Source organism: Mesorhizobium sp. M2A.F.Ca.ET.043.05.1.1 (assembly GCF_003952445.1).
In the GTDB taxonomy this organism is placed as follows: domain Bacteria; phylum Pseudomonadota; class Alphaproteobacteria; order Rhizobiales; family Rhizobiaceae; genus Mesorhizobium.
The window spans coordinates 2,728,556-2,747,258 of sequence record NZ_CP034446.1; the positions used below are offsets into that span (position 1 = coordinate 2,728,556).

The 18,703-nt window shown below is 62.3% G+C and carries 20 protein-coding genes and 1 pseudogene; 5 read left to right on the forward strand and 16 right to left on the reverse strand.

Features of this window, described 5'->3' with window-relative positions:
* Positions 1–41: 41 nt before the first annotated feature.
* Positions 42–911 (reverse strand): NmrA family NAD(P)-binding protein, encoded by an 870-nt coding sequence (locus EJ069_RS13505; protein ID WP_126061708.1) that lies wholly within the window; start codon positions 909–911, stop codon positions 42–44.
* Positions 912–1,061: 150 nt separating this feature from the next.
* On the opposite strand from EJ069_RS13505, the gene EJ069_RS13510 reads away from it, so the two are divergent.
* Both EJ069_RS13510 and EJ069_RS13515 read left to right on the forward strand, forming a co-directional pair.
* Entirely contained in the window at positions 1,062–1,967 is a 906-nt protein-coding gene (locus tag EJ069_RS13510) for a LysR family transcriptional regulator (protein WP_126061709.1), read from the forward strand.
* A gap of 61 nt (positions 1,968–2,028) precedes the next feature.
* A complete protein-coding gene (locus EJ069_RS13515; RefSeq protein WP_126061710.1) occupies positions 2,029–2,970 on the forward strand; it encodes a helix-turn-helix domain-containing protein in 942 nt (313 codons plus the stop codon).
* A gap of 316 nt (positions 2,971–3,286) precedes the next feature.
* On the opposite strand, the gene EJ069_RS13520 is transcribed toward EJ069_RS13515, so the two are convergent.
* The 7 genes from EJ069_RS13520 to EJ069_RS13550 form a co-directional block, all read right to left on the reverse strand.
* Positions 3,287–4,189, reverse strand: coding sequence for a LysR family transcriptional regulator (locus EJ069_RS13520; RefSeq protein ID WP_126061711.1), 903 nt, complete (start codon positions 4,187–4,189; stop codon positions 3,287–3,289).
* A 9-nt stretch (positions 4,190–4,198) separates the two neighbouring features.
* On the reverse strand, positions 4,199–5,068 hold the full coding sequence (locus tag EJ069_RS13525; RefSeq protein WP_126061712.1) for an alpha/beta hydrolase: 870 nt from the start codon (positions 5,066–5,068) through the stop codon (positions 4,199–4,201).
* Complete coding sequence (locus tag EJ069_RS13530) at positions 5,065–5,388, reverse strand: hypothetical protein (RefSeq protein WP_245456546.1); 324 nt, start codon at positions 5,386–5,388, stop codon at positions 5,065–5,067. Before EJ069_RS13530 ends, EJ069_RS13525 begins: the two co-directional genes overlap by 4 nt.
* A 77-nt stretch (positions 5,389–5,465) precedes the next feature.
* Positions 5,466–6,644 (reverse strand): muconate/chloromuconate family cycloisomerase, encoded by a 1,179-nt coding sequence (locus tag EJ069_RS13535; RefSeq protein ID WP_126061714.1) that lies wholly within the window; start codon positions 6,642–6,644, stop codon positions 5,466–5,468.
* A gap of 59 nt (positions 6,645–6,703) precedes the next feature.
* Positions 6,704–7,573: a dioxygenase gene (locus EJ069_RS13540; protein ID WP_126061715.1), complete on the reverse strand. Its 870-nt coding sequence runs from the start codon at positions 7,571–7,573 to the stop codon at positions 6,704–6,706.
* Between the two features lie 40 nt (positions 7,574–7,613).
* Positions 7,614–8,138 carry a flavin reductase family protein gene (locus tag EJ069_RS13545; protein ID WP_126061716.1) on the reverse strand — a complete coding sequence of 175 codons (525 nt, stop codon included), beginning with the start codon at positions 8,136–8,138 and terminating at the stop codon, positions 7,614–7,616.
* Positions 8,125–8,730: an FAD synthetase family protein gene (locus tag EJ069_RS13550; RefSeq protein WP_189476359.1), complete on the reverse strand. Its 606-nt coding sequence runs from the start codon at positions 8,728–8,730 to the stop codon at positions 8,125–8,127. Before EJ069_RS13550 ends, EJ069_RS13545 begins: the two co-directional genes overlap by 14 nt.
* Positions 8,731–8,959: 229 nt before the next feature.
* Between EJ069_RS13550 and EJ069_RS13555 the strand changes: the two genes are divergently transcribed.
* Positions 8,960–10,543 carry a 4-hydroxyphenylacetate 3-hydroxylase N-terminal domain-containing protein gene (locus EJ069_RS13555; RefSeq protein ID WP_126061718.1) on the forward strand — a complete coding sequence of 528 codons (1,584 nt, stop codon included), beginning with the start codon at positions 8,960–8,962 and terminating at the stop codon, positions 10,541–10,543.
* Positions 10,544–10,590: 47 nt separating this feature from the next.
* Here the strand turns inward: EJ069_RS13555 and EJ069_RS13560 are convergent.
* The 4 genes and pseudogenes from EJ069_RS13560 to EJ069_RS13570 all read right to left on the reverse strand — a co-directional run.
* A pseudogene (locus EJ069_RS13560) lies at positions 10,591–10,710 on the reverse strand (IS6 family transposase); the annotation flags it as partial.
* Between the two features lie 263 nt (positions 10,711–10,973).
* Complete coding sequence (locus EJ069_RS32760; protein ID WP_189476361.1) at positions 10,974–11,132, reverse strand: hypothetical protein; 159 nt, start codon at positions 11,130–11,132, stop codon at positions 10,974–10,976.
* Positions 11,117–12,025 (reverse strand): SDR family NAD(P)-dependent oxidoreductase, encoded by a 909-nt coding sequence (locus EJ069_RS13565; protein WP_126061719.1) that lies wholly within the window; start codon positions 12,023–12,025, stop codon positions 11,117–11,119. The genes EJ069_RS32760 and EJ069_RS13565 overlap by 16 nt, the downstream gene beginning before the upstream one ends.
* A 30-nt stretch (positions 12,026–12,055) precedes the next feature.
* Complete coding sequence (locus EJ069_RS13570; protein WP_210211330.1) at positions 12,056–12,967, reverse strand: alpha/beta fold hydrolase; 912 nt, start codon at positions 12,965–12,967, stop codon at positions 12,056–12,058.
* Positions 12,968–13,228: 261 nt separating this feature from the next.
* Between EJ069_RS13570 and EJ069_RS13575 the strand changes: the two genes are divergently transcribed.
* Complete coding sequence (locus EJ069_RS13575) at positions 13,229–14,107, forward strand: AraC family transcriptional regulator (RefSeq protein WP_210211331.1); 879 nt, start codon at positions 13,229–13,231, stop codon at positions 14,105–14,107.
* Positions 14,108–14,149: 42 nt separating this feature from the next.
* The gene (locus EJ069_RS13580) at positions 14,150–14,341 is read left to right on the forward strand and encodes a hypothetical protein (RefSeq protein WP_126061721.1); all 192 of its coding nucleotides are present in this window, start codon (positions 14,150–14,152) and stop codon (positions 14,339–14,341) included.
* 207 nt (positions 14,342–14,548) lie between these two features.
* Here the strand turns inward: EJ069_RS13580 and msuE are convergent, their stop codons facing one another.
* The 4 genes from msuE to EJ069_RS13600 all read right to left on the reverse strand — a co-directional run bounded on the left by msuE (position 14,549) and on the right by EJ069_RS13600 (position 18,693).
* Positions 14,549–15,109, reverse strand: coding sequence for an FMN reductase (gene msuE / locus EJ069_RS13585; protein ID WP_126061722.1), 561 nt, complete (start codon positions 15,107–15,109; stop codon positions 14,549–14,551).
* A 106-nt stretch (positions 15,110–15,215) separates the two neighbouring features.
* Positions 15,216–16,463, reverse strand: coding sequence for an SfnB family sulfur acquisition oxidoreductase (locus tag EJ069_RS13590; RefSeq protein ID WP_126061723.1), 1,248 nt, complete (start codon positions 16,461–16,463; stop codon positions 15,216–15,218).
* Positions 16,464–16,487: 24 nt separating this feature from the next.
* Positions 16,488–17,279 carry an ABC transporter ATP-binding protein gene (locus tag EJ069_RS13595; protein ID WP_126061724.1) on the reverse strand — a complete coding sequence of 264 codons (792 nt, stop codon included), beginning with the start codon at positions 17,277–17,279 and terminating at the stop codon, positions 16,488–16,490.
* Between the two features lie 73 nt (positions 17,280–17,352).
* Complete coding sequence (locus EJ069_RS13600) at positions 17,353–18,693, reverse strand: ABC transporter substrate-binding protein (RefSeq protein WP_126061725.1); 1,341 nt, start codon at positions 18,691–18,693, stop codon at positions 17,353–17,355.
* Positions 18,694–18,703: the final 10 nt, after the last annotated feature.

Below are 18,703 nucleotides of genomic sequence, written 5' to 3' on the forward strand. Positions count from 1 at the left end.
GCGTTACCCATCCGCGTCAAAGCCGATTCCGCGGAGTCCGCTTACCGCCTGGGCGCGCCGACGAGCTTCGCAATCGCCTTGTCTATCCCAATGCTGCCCTTGAGCCTTTGCGCATCCGGATCGCGAAAGTCGATCCAGCCTTCGTTGAAGCCGTCGAGCATGCGCATGCGCATTTCGGGATGGCGCATGCCCTGCTCGCGGAAGATCGTCTCCCAGCGCTCGCGCGGGACGGTGCGTGCCTCGACCTCGCGGCCGAGCGCCTTGGCAAAGGCGGCGGCGATTTGGTTCGGCGACACCCTGTGTTGCGCTTCCAGTTCGATCACCCGGTGGCCGCTCCAATCCTCGAGCAAGAGTTCCGCGGCGGTTCTGCCGACATCGGCGGCCGAGATCATCGCGACCGGCCGATCGAGCGGCTGGAGGTAGCTGTCGATCACGCCCTGATCGCGCGCCGAGGCGAGGTCCCACTGGGCATTTTCCATAAACCAGGCGGCGCGCAGGAATGTCACGGCCACGGGCAGATCGGCGAGCGCCTCTTCCAGCAGGCGCAACACATTGAGCAGATTGGGCTGCGTGGCGTCCGCGCCGATCGTCGACAGCACGACAACCTTGGGCGGCAGCGCCCTGTGCAGCGCCTCGCGGACGACGGCGATCTTCGGCAGCAAGTCCGGGAAATCGGGTTCGGAATCATAGACCGGCGGCAACAGGATGAACGCGCCCTCGACGCCCGAAAGTGCCGCGGCCAGAGGCCCGGGATCGCCGAGGTCGGCGACGGCGACCTCGCAGCCTTTGGCCAGCCACGGCGCGCCCTTGGCTTCGTCGCGGACCACGGCCCGAACTTTGTGGCTTGATGCCAGCAGCGTTTCGGCAAGAACCCCGCCGACGCGGCCGGTAATGGCGGTAACTGCGAACATGATCTTTCCTTCGTTTGTGGTGGTTGAACGGGATCACGGCCGGCGGCCACGACTAGCCGGCGGTCTCTGGCCGGTCTTTTCACACCCTTGGCTTGCTGATCCCAGCGCCGATATGTCATCATAATCCGGACTCCAGGTTGGGAATGGCGAATGCCCTATGATGGAAGATTGCTGTCCGGCGTGACGGTGCTGATGGCGGTGGTCGAAGCCGGTTCGATGGCGCGGGCAGCGGACTCTCTCGGCATGACCGCCTCGGGCGTCGGACGCGCCATCCAGCGGCTGGAAGCCCGCATCGGGGTGCGGCTGCTCGACCGCACGACCCGCACCATGCACTTGACGGACGAAGGGCGGCGCTTCCACGAGCGGGTCGGCCCTCACCTCGAGGGCATCGAGGAGGCTGCGGTCGAGGCCACCGGCGCCACCTCGGTGGTTCGCGGCAGGCTGCGCGTCAATGTCGACCCGTTCTTCTCGCAACTGGTGCTGGCCGGGCACGCCGGCCGGTTCCTGGCGCTCTATCCGGAGCTTCGCCTCGAGCTCATCATGCGCGATGCGGTGGGCGACCTGGTGGCGGACGGATTCGATCTTGCGTTGCGCTTCGGCGATCCGCCGGCCGGCTCATTCACCGCGCGCAAACTGTTCGAGACGCGCATACTCACCGTCGCGGCGCCCGCCTATATCGAGCGCCGGGGCCGTCCGCGGCACCCTGCCGACCTGCCCGACCACGACGCCATCGATTTCTGGGACGCCGCGCATAACCGCGCCTATGAGTGGGAATTTCGCCGCGGCAACGAGGCGCTGCCAGTCAGCGTCCAGACCAGGCTAATGACCTCCGACGCACCGACCATGCTCAACGCCTGCCTGTCCGGCGCCGGCATCGCGCAGGTGCTGGAGTTCGCCACGCGCGAGCAGGTGCGCGACGGCCGGCTGATCGACCTGTTTCCGGACTGGTCCGACGAGCTCTTCCCGCTCCACGCGATCTACCCCTCGCGACAATACCGCACCGCCAAGGTGCGGGCGTTCGTGGAGTTCGTGGTAGAGTTGCTGGCTGAGGTTTAGATCCGGAGTCAGGCAGATCTCGTAACCCGTTGAATAGATTGGCGATCCCGGCAGGCGTGCCATGTCCAAACAAAAGCAAGACGTTAGTTTTCCCAACCACGAAAAACCCGCCATTGAAAACGCTAGTGAATTTTCGCGCTTTCCCAACCGGCAGATAACAAAAGCCCGGCTTTCGATCATTCCGTTTCGCGCGGCAACGGACAGTTCGCTGAAGGGAAGTGACCTTCGAATTTTGTGTCTACTCGGCCGCCACGTCGACCGCGCCGGCTGGTGTTCGCGTAGCCAGGTCAAAATGGCTAAGGAGATTGGTTGCTCACGGTCGACGATCTTTCGCGCAATAAATCGTCTGGTCTGGGCCGGGTACGTCGAATGCTACGTGCAGGAAGCAGACAATGGCCGCGATGGCGCGCACCTTTATCATGTCATATTCGAGGACGCGGAGCACCCTGCCGATATACCGGCACCCCCTGCCGGTCTATCGGCACCCCCTGCCCACCTAGAGCCGGCACCCCCTGCCCGCCCAGAACCGGCAGCTAAGAACGACCCCTTTAGAACGACCCCTTCAAAACGAATTGAGAGAGAGCGCGTGCGCGAGAGGGGGGAGGGAGAAAGTCGCCAGGAACCGTCGGCCGGGACCCGCGTCCCCCTCATTCGGAGATTTTTTTCCAGCGCGGCCGAATTTCAGGACCTTCCAACCTCCAATTGGATAGCAGTGTCAGACAATAATGCAAACAAAATCAATTGCTTGTCTGACCGCAATGTCCGCGAAACCGGCGAAAACGAACCATTTTTGACCCGCACCGAGCGAATTGTTTGCAGTCCGCCCGAGCCTTGCAGGCATTGGGGCAAGCCGTTCGCGACCTGCAGGTCGCGCTCGAAGGGACGGCCGATAGTCTTCTGTTCTCGACCATGCCGGCATGCCCATGCGATCGAGCAGCGCCGCGAGTGGAAGTGGCGCAACACTCGGGGGGCGGGCGGAAAGTCACGGGCGCCGCCCGCCTAGACCGGCGCCTGCCCGAGGTTTTTACGCGCGCAAGTTTCCCGAATTTTTTTGCCCGGAACAAACCCAAATGACCATAGCCGAATGGCAGATGACCGTAGCTCCGCATCGCCCGAGCCGGTGCCCCAGCGCGGGGTCGGGCGCGTCTTAGATTTCAAACCTCCGATAGCACAATGTCAGATTTGGAGCCGACTGCGGACTGTCTGGTGTTGGCGCTGAGGACCGGTTGAGCCGCCATCTGGTGTCAATTCATCGATAGACAACGCCTTGATTCCGCTTCGGCCATGTCCGCAATCATCGCATTACCGAGGCGACGTATTCAGACCGGCGGATCCGAATGCGAAGCCCGCGCTATTTTCCGAGCCAATTCAAGAAAGCCGAACAAATGCGGCGAGCGGTTGTCTCGTCGATAGTTGAGTGAAAGCTCGGTTCCCGGATTGTGACCTTCGTATTTCCGATAGACAATGCCGGGCCGCTGATTTTCACTGACCGATGCTGGCACGACCGAGATGCCGACGCCAACCGAAACCAAGCTCATCGCTGTAAGATAGTCCTGGGCCATGACCTGCAAGGCAGGAACAAAGCCGTCGACCTTGCATACGTCGAGCACATAGTCCGCGTAACTTGGCCGTGGGCGCCGCGGAAAGAGGACGAAAGTAGCATTCTTGAAATCTGCGAGATGGAATGGTTGCTCACGATTGGCATAGCTGTCAGGAAGCGCCAGCACGAGCGGTTCCTTCATGAGCGTTTCGGCTTTGACCTCCGCGTCTTCGATCGACGGGCGCGCCACCGCAATGTCGATTTCCCGCTGAATCAGGGCTCGTCGCAACTCGGCATTGTTCATGGCCGAAAGCGCCAGTTCGATATCCGGATGCGCGGCCCGGAAAGCCCTGATGATGTTGGGCAGAACACCGAAGGTTGCCGTTCCGACGAACGCGATCCGCAGGCGTCCCGCGACGCCCTGCCCGATCCGCATCACCTCGCGTTCCGTCTGGTCGACGCGTTCGAGGATTTCCCTTGCCCGCTCCAGCAGCAATTCGCCTGCCTGGGTGAGCCGAATCTGGCTGCGGCTGCGGTCGAACAGGACCGCACCGATCTCCCGTTCGAACTGGGCGATCTGTCGGCTTAATGGAGGCTGAGCAATTCCGAGCCGCGCCGAGGCGCGCCCGAAATGAAGTTCTTCGGCCACTGCCAGGAAATAGCTCAGCCGTTTGAAGTCCATGGCCGTTTGTCAGGCATCCATCAGCCGCGCAGGCACCCGAGTGACCCTTTCCAGTGCCTCCTTGAAATAGGCCCTGAAGGCAGTGGGGTTCTCGCTCATCGGAAAATGACCAAGATCCTTCATGATCGCAAGAGTGGAACCCTTGATCGCGGCTGCCGTGCGTTGCGCGTCTTCAGGGGTGCAGGTCATGTCGTACTCGCCGCACATGATATGGACGGGCGTGCGCCGCGTGTCGATGGACCCGAGCCGGCCCACGAGGCTGTCATCGGACGTGTAAAAGCTGAGGTCTCCCCGAAAAACGCCTGGCCCGGACTGCATGAACATCCACAGTGTGGTCCAGCGCTCTGCGTCGGGCGCCTGCGGCGCGATGTTGGCCGAGACCAAAGCGGCGCCCATTTCGCCGCCATGCGCATCGGGGCGGTGAAACCAGTCGATGTCATACCATGCCGGCTGGAAATCGGACGCCTCGATCGCGATGAAACCCGAAAAGGATTCAGGATGGAGGGCTGCCAGTTGCAGCGCAATCCTCCCACCCATCGAACATCCGGCCAGCAAAGGTTTTTCCAGCCCTGCCGCACGGCAGAATGCCAGCACCGTCTCCATGTAGGTCTCGGTCGAGAGCAGATATTCCTCGGTCTCGAACCCCTCCGGCGGCAGCGACTTTCCGTGCCATGGCATGTCGAAGGCGATGACCCGGTAGGACCTGGTAAATGCCTGGTCGTTTAGGACGGACCGCCACTGCCGCGTATCGGCGCCCGCGGTGTGAAGGCACACGACCGGACGGCCCTGGCCGGCTTCCTCGAAGTAGATGCGCTGCCGAGTATTTCCCACCGTCACATTGACATAGCGGCCGACGATCGGCTCGATCGAAGATTTCATGGGAAACCCTCCTTGCGTCCCAACGCCATGAATTCCTTGAAATATCGCAAGTTCTTGACCAGCGTCAGGATATCGCCGTCGATGCTGCCGTTTCCGTATTTCACCAGGCCGAAAATGTCATGGAAACCCGGCTTAGGCAGAGGTTGCCAGAATTCGCGCAATGCATCGCCCTTCGCTCGCAGCGCAAACCGCCAAGGAAGCTTCTTGCTCGGACCTTCCTTGATCTCGACAACCCTTCCCTTCTCGAAGGTCAGGTAGAATTCGTCCTGGTCGACCTCGATCAGAATGGTTTCGTTGAAGAGGCGGCCAAGCCGCAGCAAATGAGGTCTCCGCTCGAGGGCGGCCGCCATGTCGTCGAGTCGCTGGCGTAAGTTTCGAACGCGCGGCATGGTCGGTCTCACATGTTACGCGCCATGATGCGCACCTTGTCCTCGTCCAGCGTCACACCGAGCCCCGGCCCGGCCGGCACGCGTATTTCGAACTCCTCGAACACCAGCGGCGTAGCGACGAGATCCTCGACCAGTATTCGCGGGCCGAAATGTTCGCTCCCCCATTCGAGGCGAGGGAGTGTCGAGAAGACGGCCATGTGGGCCGCGGCGCCGATGCTGCTCTCCAGCAGGCAACCGCCGTAGAGCTCGATTCCGAACGACTGGGCGATGCCGGCGGCACGCTTGAGTTCCAGGAGGCCGCCGCTTTTGACCAGCTTCAGCGAATAGACGCTGCCGCAGGCCTGCATCGCCACGCTGGCCAGCTCCGAATTGGTGAACGCAGCCTCGTCGATGAGAAGCGGAATGCGCGTGCGGGCCGCGACGCGCGCCATCGCTTCGCGTTGGCTTGCTTGAACGGGTTGCTCGATCAGCGCGACATTGAGTTCCTCAAGCGCAGGAAAAAGCCGGATGCAAAGCGCCTCGGTCCAAGCCTGATTGACATCGACGATCAGCTTCACGTCGTCACCCAGGCCGGCACGAAGATGTTGCAAGCGCACGATGTCGGCCTCCGGCGAGTTGAAGCCGAGCTTGATCTTGAAATCCTTGTGGTGGCGCAGGCGGAGCTTTTCCCTCGCCTCCTCGAGTTCCTGCCCGGCGTCGCCCGAAGCAAGCGCCCAGATGACACCCATGCGATCTCTGACCTGTCCGCCAAGCAAGGCACTGACGGGCAGGCCGAGCGTATGGCCGACGGCGTCGAACAGCGCCGATTCCACCGCTGCTTTTGCCGCGAAATTGCGCGTTGCGGCCTTGGCCATGCGCACGGCATTGGCTTCGAACAGCATGGCGTTCTGACCAACGAGCGCAGGTTCGAGGTAGTTCGCAATGGCGGCCCAGATGGATTCCACGCTTTCTTCAGCCCAGCGCGGTCCTCCCAGCGTGGAGGCCTCGCCAATCCCGGTAACGCCGTTTTCAAGCTGGACGCGTACGAGGACGAACCCTTGGTGCGCTATCTCGGTATTCGAAAGCTTGTGGCGACGGACTGTCGGCGCCTCGATGATGGTCGCGACAATCGATCTGATCCGCGTGTCGCGCCCAAGCTCGATGGGAGCGGCGCGCGGTGGAATGTTCTCGGTGACGTTGATCGACATACCGACTGCCCTCGGAAGAACCCGCCTGGGCAAGCACCAGGCGGGTCGATTGCTGACTGTTATTCGGCCGCGACGGCGATTTCGGCAGCCCTCGGCTTGAGCTTGAAGTCGAATTCCATGACCAGGTCCGTGTCCGAGCCGGCAGGCGCTTTGTGCAACTTGCCGATCAGGCTTTCCTTGACGGCGAAGACCGCATCGTTGTCGAGGTACTTCGTGTCGGCGTCGTAGATTTGCGAGACCAGGCTTTGGTAACCGTCCTTCTGGATCATGAAGTGGATATGCCCCGGCCGCCACGGATGGTGGCCCATATAGTTCAGCAACTCGCCGGCCGCCCCATCGTAGGGAATTGGATATGGCGCCGGGCGGATACCGACGAATTCGTACCGGCCCTCTTCATCGGTGAGGAAACGGCCCCGCAAATTATAATCGGGCTGCTCCGGATCCTGCTGTTCGTAGAGACCGTTCGGCGCGTCTTCCCACACATCGATGATGACGCCCGGAATGGGCCGCCCCGACGTGTCGCTGATTGTGCCGCTGACGCGCACGCTCTGACAGCCTTCGAAGCTCTTCTGGACGATCGAGGCGCCTTTCGGCAGCACCGGCGGATTCTCGCGATAGAATGGCCCAAGCACAGTCGACTCGCTTTCGCCGTCCGTGATGGTGTGGTCGAGCATGTCGACGAGGACCTCTATTCCGAGGATGTCGGAAAGCAGGATGAATTCGTTGCGGGCGTCATCCGAGATGTGGCCGGCGCGAACCAGGAACTGGCAGGCCTGGATCAGTTCGGCATGCGTCACCTTGGTTTCGATGCAAAAGGCATGGATGTGCCGGATCAGATTCTCAAGAATCTGGCGATTGCGCGCCGGGATATCCGAAGACAAGGCTGCGATCACAACGTCCGAGATGTTTTGCTGGGTCACATTGCGCATATTTTCCTCCTTGAATGGCAGCGTGGGTTTCTTTTTGGCGTCACCACATGAGTTCAGTTTCGATCTGCAGCATGCCTGCAGGGGCCTTGCGGGTGTCTTCGAGCGCGCCGAACTTGCCTTTGAAGAACAGCAGCGGATCGGCATTGCTGTCCCAGTTGAGCGCCCGGACGTGGCCGACGAAGATCGTGTGATCGCCGGCAAGGATCTCGTCGCGAACTTCCGCCGAAAAGGTGGCGAGCGCGCCGCGGACGACCGGCAGCCCGTCGAGCGAATCGAAGAGGCCGTGAAGCTCGGGATTGGGCTTGCCTGCAAAATGCCAGGCGATCTTGTCCTTGCCGGACGCCAGAACACTGACAGCAAATCGGCCCGAGGCCTGTATTTTTCCAAGCATGCGCGCCTTCTCGGCGATCGAGATCGCAATCAGCGGCGGGTCGAGCGAGATCGACATGAATGCATTGGCGGTCATCCCGTGGTCGTGTCCATCCCAATGGGTGGTGATGACGTTGACCCCCGTGGCGAAAAGCCCGCATGCATCGCGGAACGTCCGTTGCTCAAGCGGTGACATGTGAACCCCCGCTTGCAAGAACAGCAGGCGCGTATGACCGGCCGGACCAGCCTTCGAGTATCTCGGCCTCGACGGAGCGTCCCGCGGCCATCAGGGCGCGGATACGCGAGCTCGACACGATCTCTCCGGCCTGGCAACGCACGGCCGGAAGGATGCGGGTGTCGAAGTAGCGAGCGAGGAGCAGCGGATCGCCGCTCTTGCAGGAACCGAACCGGAAGTCTGCTCCGACCCAGATGACCCGCGGCGTCAGTGCGCCGATCTCGCCGACGAAGTCGCCTGCGGTGCGGGCCCGATACGCCGCGTCGAAGCGAGCGACGATGATGTGGTCCGGTCCCAGCAGGCTGATCCTCGCCAACTTGTCCTCGATCGACGTCAGCGGCCGGACGCCGCACAGCAGCGCCTTGGGAGGCGGGTCGAACGTGTAGACCACCGACGGGACACCGAGCGTGCGGGCCGCGATGACCGCCGTTCCGATCAGTTCCTGATGCCCGCGATGCACGCCGTCGAACGACCCGATCGTCAGGACGCTGGCGGGAAGCCTGAGCACGTTCTCACGATGGACGGACGTCTCGATTTGTCTGGGGTGAACCATGGTCTCCTCCCATGTTCGCGACCGGGGCGCCATCCTCTCGGCACCCGCGACGTAAGAAATCTAATGCTAGGTCGCGACGCCAGCGATACTCGATCCGGTATCGCATGATACCTATCATTAGCACTTCATCGGCGCGTAGCCTCCGGCCTCGAAAGGGAAGAGGAACCCTTTTCTAAGCCCGACACCGGCTAGCGAATGCCCGGTCCGGCCCAATGGAGGAGTACAGGATATGCATAATCTGGCTACCAAGCCGGTGCTTGATACCCAAGCACCAGGAACCGATGCCTACACCGGTTCCGAATTCCTGGAGAGCATCCAGGACGGCCGCGAAATCTATATTTATGGCGAGCGCGTCAAGAATGTCACCCAACATCCGGCATTCCGCAACTCGGCCCGCATGGTTGCGCGCTGGTACGACCGCTTCCACGAAAAGAAGAACGAGATCGGCGTGTTGACGGACACCGGCTCGGGGAAGCTGACGCACCCCTTTTTCCTCGGCTCCAAGACCACCGAGGATCTGGTCAGGTCGCGCGATGCGATCGCCGATTTGCAGAAGGTTTCCTACGGTTGGATGGGACGTTCGCCCGACTACAAGGCTTCTTTCCTTGGCACGCTCGGCGCCAATTCGGCCTTCTACGGAGACTATGCCGGGAACGCCCGCAACTGGTATGCCCGCACCCAGGAACGTCTCGACTACTGGAACCACGCCATCGTCAACCCTCCGATCGACCGGGACCGCCCGATCGAGGAAGTCCGCGACGTGTTCATGCATGTGGACAAGGAAACGGACAAGGGGGTGGTGGTGTCGGGCGCGAAAGTCGTGGCGACCGGCTCGGCGCTGACCCACTACAACTTCATCGCCCATTACGGCATCCCGATCAAGGACAAGTCCTTCGCGCTGATCTTCACCGCGCCCATGGACTCGCCCGGCATCAAGCTGATCGCCCGATCGTCCTACGAGTTCAACGCGGCGGCAACCGGATCGCCCTTCGACTATCCGCTCTCCAGCCGTCTGGACGAGAACGACTCGATCCTGGTCTTCGACAAGGTTCTGGTTCCGTGGGAAAACATCTTCATCTATGGCGACGTCGACAAGATCAACCAGTTCTTCCCGGCATCCGGCTTCGTCCCTCGCTTCACCCTGCATGGCCTGACGCGCCTGTCGGTGAAACTGGACTTCATCGCCGGATTGTTTTCGATGGCTGTCGAGGCGACGGGATCAAAGGACTTTCGCGGCGTCCAGGCAGGCGTCGGCGAAGTCATCGCATGGCGCAACACATTCCATGCGCTCGGCGACGCCATGGTCAAATCGCCGGTTCCATGGGACGGTACCGACGGCTACAACCTCCCCAACCTCAATGCCGGGCTTGCTTACCGCGTGCTGGCACCGGTGGCTTACCCCAGGATCAAGGAGCTTATCGAACGGCACGTCGCCAGCGGCCTGATCTACCTGCCGTCGAGTTCGGCCGATTTCGAGAGCGAGGCGATCCGGCCCTATCTCGACCGCTTCGTGCGCGGTTCGAACGGTTACGCAGCGCTCGACCGCGTCAAGCTGCTGAAACTGCTTTGGGACGCCATCGGAACCGAATTCGGCGGACGACACGAACTGTATGAACGAAACTATGCCGGCAACTATGAGAACCTGAGAATTGAAACGCTGAACGCCGCCGCCGCGACCGGAGATCTGGCTTCGATGCAATCGATCGTGAAGGACTGCATGAGCGAATATGATCTTTCCGGCTGGACGAGTTCAGACCTCATCAATCCGGACGACATCAGCCTCGTCGGCCGAGGCACCGTCCAGGCGGCGTAGGATGATGGGACCGTTCCCTCGTGGAGGAGCGGTCCCAACCTTCCTCTCAGCAGCCCGGAATCGACCGATGCTTTGATCGCGGATGGGAATGTGTCGGCGCCGTCCGTGCCAATCTTTTCTGGCGAAAGCAGTGGTTCGTCCTTGAGCATCTTGCGGAAGAAAAGTTCACGCTGATCATGGATGTTTTCGATCAATCTGCAAAACGAAAGCCAGATCTGGTCGAAGTTACCGTCAGACCGGAACTTATTCTGCCCTTCGAGAGCACCGAAAATGGGGTGCCGACCACCGCGCGTCTGAAAATTCAGTCGTCATGGTCCGCGAAAGCCCGGGAGTGGGAAATGAGGTCTTTTTTGACGGTACAGAGATGTTGCGTTGGCCAATGGTTTAACGATCTATCCATTGCAGTCGCTAGACCCTGTTGCGAGCGGCTTCAAATCGTGACGTTGCACGAAAGACTCTGACGTTCGACGCCGGCGGCGATGATCGCCTTGGTGCGCAGCGCAGAGGCTAACGCGCGACCCAGTCCGCCAGTTGAGCCGGTGATGAGGATCGTGCGGTCGTTGAGGTCAAAAGTCACGCGGAAATCCATTCATCCGTTGGCCGTGGCTCCTGTATGGCAGGCACCCGCGAGCGAGCAGGCTGTTGCGCTTCCAGCTCGCGCAATAGTCCCTGGAAGCGCGCGTGTCGCCGCAAGTGCCAATCCATCACGGCGTTGAACACGCCACGCAGCAAATTGATGGGCGCCCAGCGGCCCGGCGCGATGATGCGGGGACTGCGCGACTCGATTCCCTTCACGATCGCCCGCGCCATCTGTTCAGGCTGGATGGGGCGACGCAGAGGGCTGGGGAGCACAACCTCGCTCATCCGTGTGGCGAGAGCGTTTCCGCCGAAAGCGGGCTTGGCGATCGCCGTCGCGGTCCAGCCCGGATAGACAACGCTGGCCGTAGCCGTGGTGCCGCCGAGTTCGACCCGCAGCGATCGCGTCAGCATCTCCACCGCGGCTTTCGAGGCGGCATAGGGTGCATTGGCAACGCCGTTGAGGAAGGCGTAGACGGAAGAGGTTACCAAGATCTGACCTTCGTTGCGAACAACCTCCGGCAGCGCGGCTCTGATGGTGCGCCACACGCCAAATAGGTCCACCTCGACGATGTGCTCGAACTCCCGCTCGTCGCAGCCCATGATGGTGCCGGGCGTGCCGCGCCAGGAGATCCCTGCATTGGCTAGGGCGACATCGAGACGCCCGAATTTCTCGATGGTCTTGCGCACGACTGCCTTCGTCGCGCCGGCATCGGTGACATCCAGCGCCAGCGGCAACACGCGCGCGCCATCGAACTCTTGGGCGAGGCAGTCGACTGCCGACTGCTGCATGTCGGTAAGCACCAGGGATGCGCCCCTCGCGTAGAGCTGCCGTGCGGTGGCCGAGCCGATGCCGCCGGCGGCGCCAGTTATTAAAACCACTTTTCGGTTGAGGTCGTACGTCATTCGTGGGCACCTGGTTGGTGGCGTCGGGAACTAATTCGTGGGAACGGTGCGGCGCAGAAAGTCCAATTGGTCACGGACCACTCGTTCGAAAGCCTTCCCCACGTAGATGTCGAAGTGACCGTCGACATACCGCTTGATTTCATGTCGCGGCGCGCGGCTGGCGTGGCGCAGCGTGGTTTTCGCCGGCGCGACCGAATCGGTGTCGCAAACGCAGAACAGGATCGGGCTGCGTATCTGCGGCGTCCGGCGACCCGGAAAGTAGCGGATGATGTCGAGCGCAAAACGCGCCGCGACATGGTTGGGGACGCCGCCTTCGGGTGGCATAATTCCGAGATACCCGTCGTAGGCGTCCGGCGCATTCATTAGGGCCGTCGTGCCCGGTCGGCCTGCCGTCGCGACCATTACCGGCCTGGCGCACAGCCACGATCCGATGCGATCGCGCAGCGCCAGGACTGTGAGCTTCAGCAAGGTGACGGGATTCATGGCGAGGCTCGACGCGACACCGTCGGTGAAGGGACATTGGCAAATGACGGCCGCGAGCCTGGGGTCGTCGGCGGCGGTGGACAGAACATGGCCGCCGCCGAACGAGGAACCCCAGAGAATGATTTTCGCGGGGTCCACGTCATCGAGACTGCGTGCATAGGCGACCGCGGCCTTCCAGTCTTCGAGCTCACGCCCGATGTCGAGTAGCTGGCGAGGCTCGCCCTCGCTGTCGCCGAAATGCCGATAGTCGAAGACAAGGCATGCGTAACCGGCGGCCGCGAACTGCTCGGCGAACGCCGGCAGCCGCATCCGTTTCGTACCGCCGAGGCCGTGGCCCATCACAATGACGGGAAATGGCCCGTCGCCCAAAGGGCGATACAGCCAGGCGCTGCAGCTCAGGCCGCCCGAGGTGAACTGAACATCGGTCGGCTCCAGGTTTTGTCTGGATTGCTGAGGCATCGCGGTCCCCATCGAGTCGTCGGACCACAATTCTCGATGAGGCAGGCGGTGTAGTCTTGACACTTCCCGACAACTCGCTTGACACTTTGCGCCACGATGACAATGCCAATCGGAATGGGAAAACCGTTGCACCGACGGGTGGTGCCCGAGACGTATGCCCAACTTCTCTACGAGTATCTGGAGGCTCACGGACATACCCCCGAGTCGGTGCTTGGGGAGCCCTGGCCGGAGCATGATCCGACCGGCCTGGGTGGAGTGGACGTGGATCGCTGGGAGCGGATGTTGGCGTGCGCCGAGCAGCACCTGGGCGACCCGCTACTGGGCCTGCATGTCGGCCAAACGATCACGGCCCGGCATCTTGGCATCCTTGGGCCGGTGCTGCTCGCCTGCGACAATCTCGGCGCTGCGCTTCAGCGGCTGGAACGCTACCAGCGGCTAATCTTCGATGTGGTTCCGATGTCCCGGCGGGCTGGCCCCGGTTGGGTTGACGTTGTTTGGGACATCAGCCGGTACCGTCCTGGGCGGTTGGTCACCGAGACGGGGTTCGCGGTTTTTACGCAGTTTTGCCGCAGCATAGTGCGCGGCGTCGCAAATCTGTCGGCGGTGGAGTTTGCGCACCTCGAGCCAACTGACATCCGACCCTACGAGGACTTTTTCGGGTGCCCTGTCAAATTCGAGCGACCTGAACCTGTCATTCGCGTCGGCCTCGACTTTCTAGCGTCGCCACTGAAGAGTCCCGACCCAGGCCTGATTCTGGTTCTCGAACAGCATGCAGACCGCCTGTTGTCACAGCTTCCGCAGGAGGCGGAAGTCATCGAACAGGTTCGCAAAGCGATCGCCCACCTGCTGCTCGAGGGAGAGCCGGATATCGAGAAGGTTAGCGTGAAGCTCTGTTGCTCCTCTCGAACCCTGCAGCGTCGCCTGAGGACCGCCGGCACCGGCTTTCGCGACGAGCTCAATTTCGTGCGCTATCAGCTTGCCACGTCATATCTGCGGGATCCCCGGCTGCAGATCGTCGATGTTGCTTTGCTCCTCGGATACTCCGAGCACAGCGCCTTCACTCGTGCGTTCAGGGAGTGGGTAGGCAAAACGCCGCAGCAAGTGCGAGAGGAATCACCGCAACGTCGCAGCAAGTCATAGTGTTCCGGGTTCCGGTGGTAACAGTTCGGTTGGAAAGAACCGATGACGCGTGAGCCCGGAATCCCTCCTCGCCGTGATGGGTTCCCATTCAGCAGGGACGGCCGCCAGATTCCGCTCGACCAGATTGGCCATTCCGAGATCCGCCTGGAAGAGCCGATCCTGAAGGGTCGCGACCGGACGCCGGTTATCTTGGCCTCTCGCGAACAAATTGTCTACAAGCATCTCGGACTATGATCAGCGCCGCCGTCTGCTTAGGGGAGCGAGTGAGTTTGCTTGTACGACCGACATTGGGCGCAAAGCTGCCAGTCGGGTTTGGGGCCGCAAGCAGTCAGGCCGCTTTTGCGGAGATCGACAGCATGGCAGACCTTACATCCGCCCTGATGCGGTCCTTGGCCAAGCAAGCGAGACTCTACGGCTTACCGCAGCAGCACCGCCGTATGACTATTCGGCGGCCACTCTGACACCCGATTTATCGGCAAGCAGAACGGCGATCCCATCGACGGCCTGCGCCGCCCGCTTCAGGATAAGATCGGACCGGAGCACGCCATCAGTAAAATCCTTATCGGTGGCATAGACAGCCGTCGGAAGCATGAAGGCTTCGAAGAAGCCGAACAGCGGCCGCAGTTGGTGCTCCACGACCAGGGCATGTCGCTCACCGCCTCCGGTCGCGGTCAGCAGCACGGGCTTGCCCCTCAGCGCCGACGGATCGATCAGGTCGAAGAAATGCTTGAACAGCCCAGTATAGCTGCCCTTGTAGGTCGGCGAGCCGACCACGAGTACGTCGGCTGCAATGACCTGCGCCAGGATCGCCTGCCCCCGGTCATCGAGATCGCGCGACCATTTGGCTGCGCCTAGCGACGGACCGACATCGTCGATGTCATAGGTGTGCCCCGTCAGGCCATGGCGCGTGGCGATGTCCTGGACGACGAGATCGACGAAACTGCGCGTCTTCGACGGACGGGTGATATTGCCGGAAAAGCCGACGATTGCTGGGCTGGACATGGAACGGACCTCCAAGGGTGCTCCGGATTGACATTTGGGCCGCCCTGCCGGCCGCCGCTTGGCGAAAGCGTGGCCGAGGCCTGCCGGCCTCGGCGGGCCGGCGCGATCAGCTCCAGGCGTGCAACGGCGGGTTCTCGCCGTTGAGGAAATACTTGCCGAGGATCGAATACTTCCAGCGCACTGGATCGTGCAGCGTGTGGGTGCGCGCATTGCGCCAGTGGCGGTCGAGATTGTGCTCTGCGAGCGTCGAGCGCGTCCCCGCCAGTTCGAACAGCTTGTTGGTCGCCGCGATGGCGATCTCAGTCGACAGTATCTTTGCTTCGGCGGTGACGATCTGCGCATGCGCGACGCTCTCAGCTGTCGGTTCGGCGACCGCGCGGTCGATGGCGTGGCCGGCCTTTTCCAGCAGCGCCTGGGCCGCATGCAGGCGGAGCGTCAGGTCGCCGATGGCCTGGATGGTGTAGGGATCGTCCCAGGCATTGGCGACGCCGCTGTCAATCCAGGCGCGACTCCTGGTCCTGACGAAGTGAACCGTTTCGTCGATCGCGGCCTGCGCGATGCCGGTATCGACCGCGACCTGAATGATCTGGAAAATGGCGCCGTCTGCGGTCGGCTTGTCGTAACCCTTGTAGCCGGGCACGAGATGCGTCTTCGGCACCTTGACATTGTCGATGATGACGGTGCCCGACAGCGTCGTGCGTTGGCCGAAGCTCGACCAGTCGTCGATAACGGTCAGGCCGGGCGCGCCGCGATCGGCGATGGCGTACCAGGCGCGGCCCTCGTCGTCGAGCGCCACGATCGGCACCAGATGGGCGAGCAGCGCGCCGGAGGAATAGAATTTCTGGCCGTTGACGATGACATGGTCGCCGGCGTCGGTGAACTTGGTCTCGAAATCGGCGGCGCGCTTGGAGCCGAATTCGGAAAAGGCGTTGCCGAACCGCGTGCCTTTCAGGACTTCGGCGAACAGCAGCGCCTGCTGGTCCTTGTCGGAGACGGTGCGGATGGCCGCGACGACGCCGAGATGGTTCTGCGCGATCTGGCCGATCGATGAGTCGGCCGCGGAGATGATCTCGACCACCTTGGCCAAGGTCGCGTAGGACACTTCCGGTCCGCCGAACGCCTTCGGCACGTTGATCGACCACAGGCCGCTCTGTGAAAACTGGTCGAGCTCGGCCACCGGCCAGATCCGCTCGCGATCACGCTTGGAGGAATCCTTGACAAACTCTGCCGCGAGGCGACGCGCGACCGTGATCGCTTCGGCGTCGTCCTTGATGATATGCGCGGGCTCGGCGGGTCTGGCGACGGGCGGCACGGCGGCCGCGGCTTTGTCGGTCTTCAGGTTGGACACAGTCATTTTATGGCTCCTTGGGATTTCGATTCACACGACGGCGTGGAGATGGGTTGGTTGGGCAGCCGGCGAAGGCTGTTGTCCGAGATAGAAGGCGCGCACGTCCTCGCGCTGGCGCAGGCTGGCTGCGGCGCCGGAGAGAACCGAGACCCCATTCTCGAGCACCGTCGCATGGTCGGCATAGCCAAGCGCGACCGCCGAATTCTGCTCGGCGACCAGGATCGACAGGCCGCTCTCGCGGTTCAGCTTCCTGAGCGTCTGGAAGATGTCCTGGACGATGAGGGGCGCAAGCCCCATCGACGGTTCGTCGAGGACCAGCAGGCGCGGTCGGGACATCAGCGCCCGGCCAATTGCCGTCATCTGCTGTTCGCCGCCCGAGGTCAGGCCCGACAAGGTCCGGCGCTTTTCCCGCAGGCGGGGGAAATAGGCATAGATCCGTTCCAGATCCCGATTGATCTCGGCGCGGCTGCCGCTGCGACCGATGCCACCGGAAACCAGGTTCTCCTCGACGCTGAGGCTCTTGAAGCAGTGGCGGCCTTCCAGCACCTGGACAAGCCCTGCGCGCACTAGGTCGCCCGGCTTCCGCCGCGAGACGTCTTCGCCATCGTAGCGGATGGTACCGGCATTGACCTGGCCACGCTCGGCCGGCAGCAGGTGGGAGACGGCTTTCAGCGTGGTGGTCTTGCCGGCGCCGTTGGCGCCGAGCAGCGCCAGCATCTCGCCTTGCCTGATCTCGAAGCTGACGCCGTGCAACGCCGTGATGGCGTGATTGTAGGTGGCGTGGATATTGTCCACGGCGAGGATGACGTCATTGCCCGGCATCGCGCGCTTCCCTGATGTCTGCGAAGTGGATGACCGGGCGTCGGAGAAACAGTCCGGCGCCCGGCACGTTGGATCAGTTGGTGGCGGCCACCGCTTCGGCATCGGCTGCGGTGCGCGGCTTGATGCCCTTCTCGGCCGCATAGGCTTCGGCCGACTTTTCGATAATCGGCCGCAGAAGCGCCCAGTTGGGGGCGATCCAGTCGGAGACGACGTTCCACTTCTTGCCGTCCCACTGCTGGAAGGTCACGTAGCCTTCGCCTTCGTGGTTGTCCCAGCTGACGTTGATGGAGTGGAACAGGTCCTTGGCGCCGAGCGCCTCGACCTTGGCCGGATCGAGCTTGAGGTGCTCGAAGCCCCAGCGCACCTCGTCGCCGGTCAGCGTGCGATGGCCGAACTTCTCCTGCGCGATGCGGATCGCCTCGACATTGAGGATGCCGTTGACGATGCCGAGGTTATGATAGACCGAACCGATACGCGACTTGTCCTCGAGGTTGCCCTTGCCGGCACCGTAGACGGTCTTCACGATCTCCTGCACCACCGGATAGGTGTTGCCGGAAGCCTGCGTGGTGATGGCGGTGTAGCCCTTGGCCGCGTCGCCGGCCGGGATGACGTCCTCTTCCGAGTTCGACCAGACATTGCCGATGATGTGATCGACCGGATAGCCGACCTTGACCGCCGTCTTCAGCGCCACCGGGTTCATCACGCCCCAGCCGCGCAACACGACGAAGTCCGGCTTGGCGCGGCGGATCGTCAGCCACTGCGACTGCTGCTCGTTGCCGGGATGCGGCACCTCGATCTGCTGCACGGTGAAGCCGTATTTCTGCGCCAGCAACTCATAGATCGGGATCGTCTCCTTGCCGTAGGGCGAGCCGTGATAGAGCACGACGATCTTCTTGCCCTTCAGCTTGTCGATGCCGCCTTCCTTGGCGGCGATGTAGTTCACGATGCCGGAGGTCTCGCTATAGGGGTTGAGCAGCAGCGGGAAGACATAGGGGAAGACCCGCCCATCGGTGGAGTCGGTGCGGCCGTGATTGACCGTGATCAGCGGCACCTTGTCGGCGGTGATGCGGTCGATCATGGCGTAGGCGATGCCGACCGACAGCGGATTCCATGCTGCCGCGCCGGCGTGGCTCTTCTGCCGCTCGTAGCATTCGACGCCGCGCTCGACCTCGTACTGGGTCTCGCATTCGTCCCAGGTCAGCTTGACGCCGTTGACGCCGCCGTCGCGGATGTTGATCAGGTTGAGGTAGTCGATGAAGCCGCCGAAGAAGCCGGTGCCGCCGGCCGCATAGGGCCCGACGCGATAGCTCTGCAGCGGGAAATATTGTTCGTCCGCGTGGGCGGCCGGCAAGGCCACCGACACGGCCAGCGCGGCCGAGATGGCAACCGCCTTGACTGTGCTGAGGAAGGTCATGGTTCGAGGT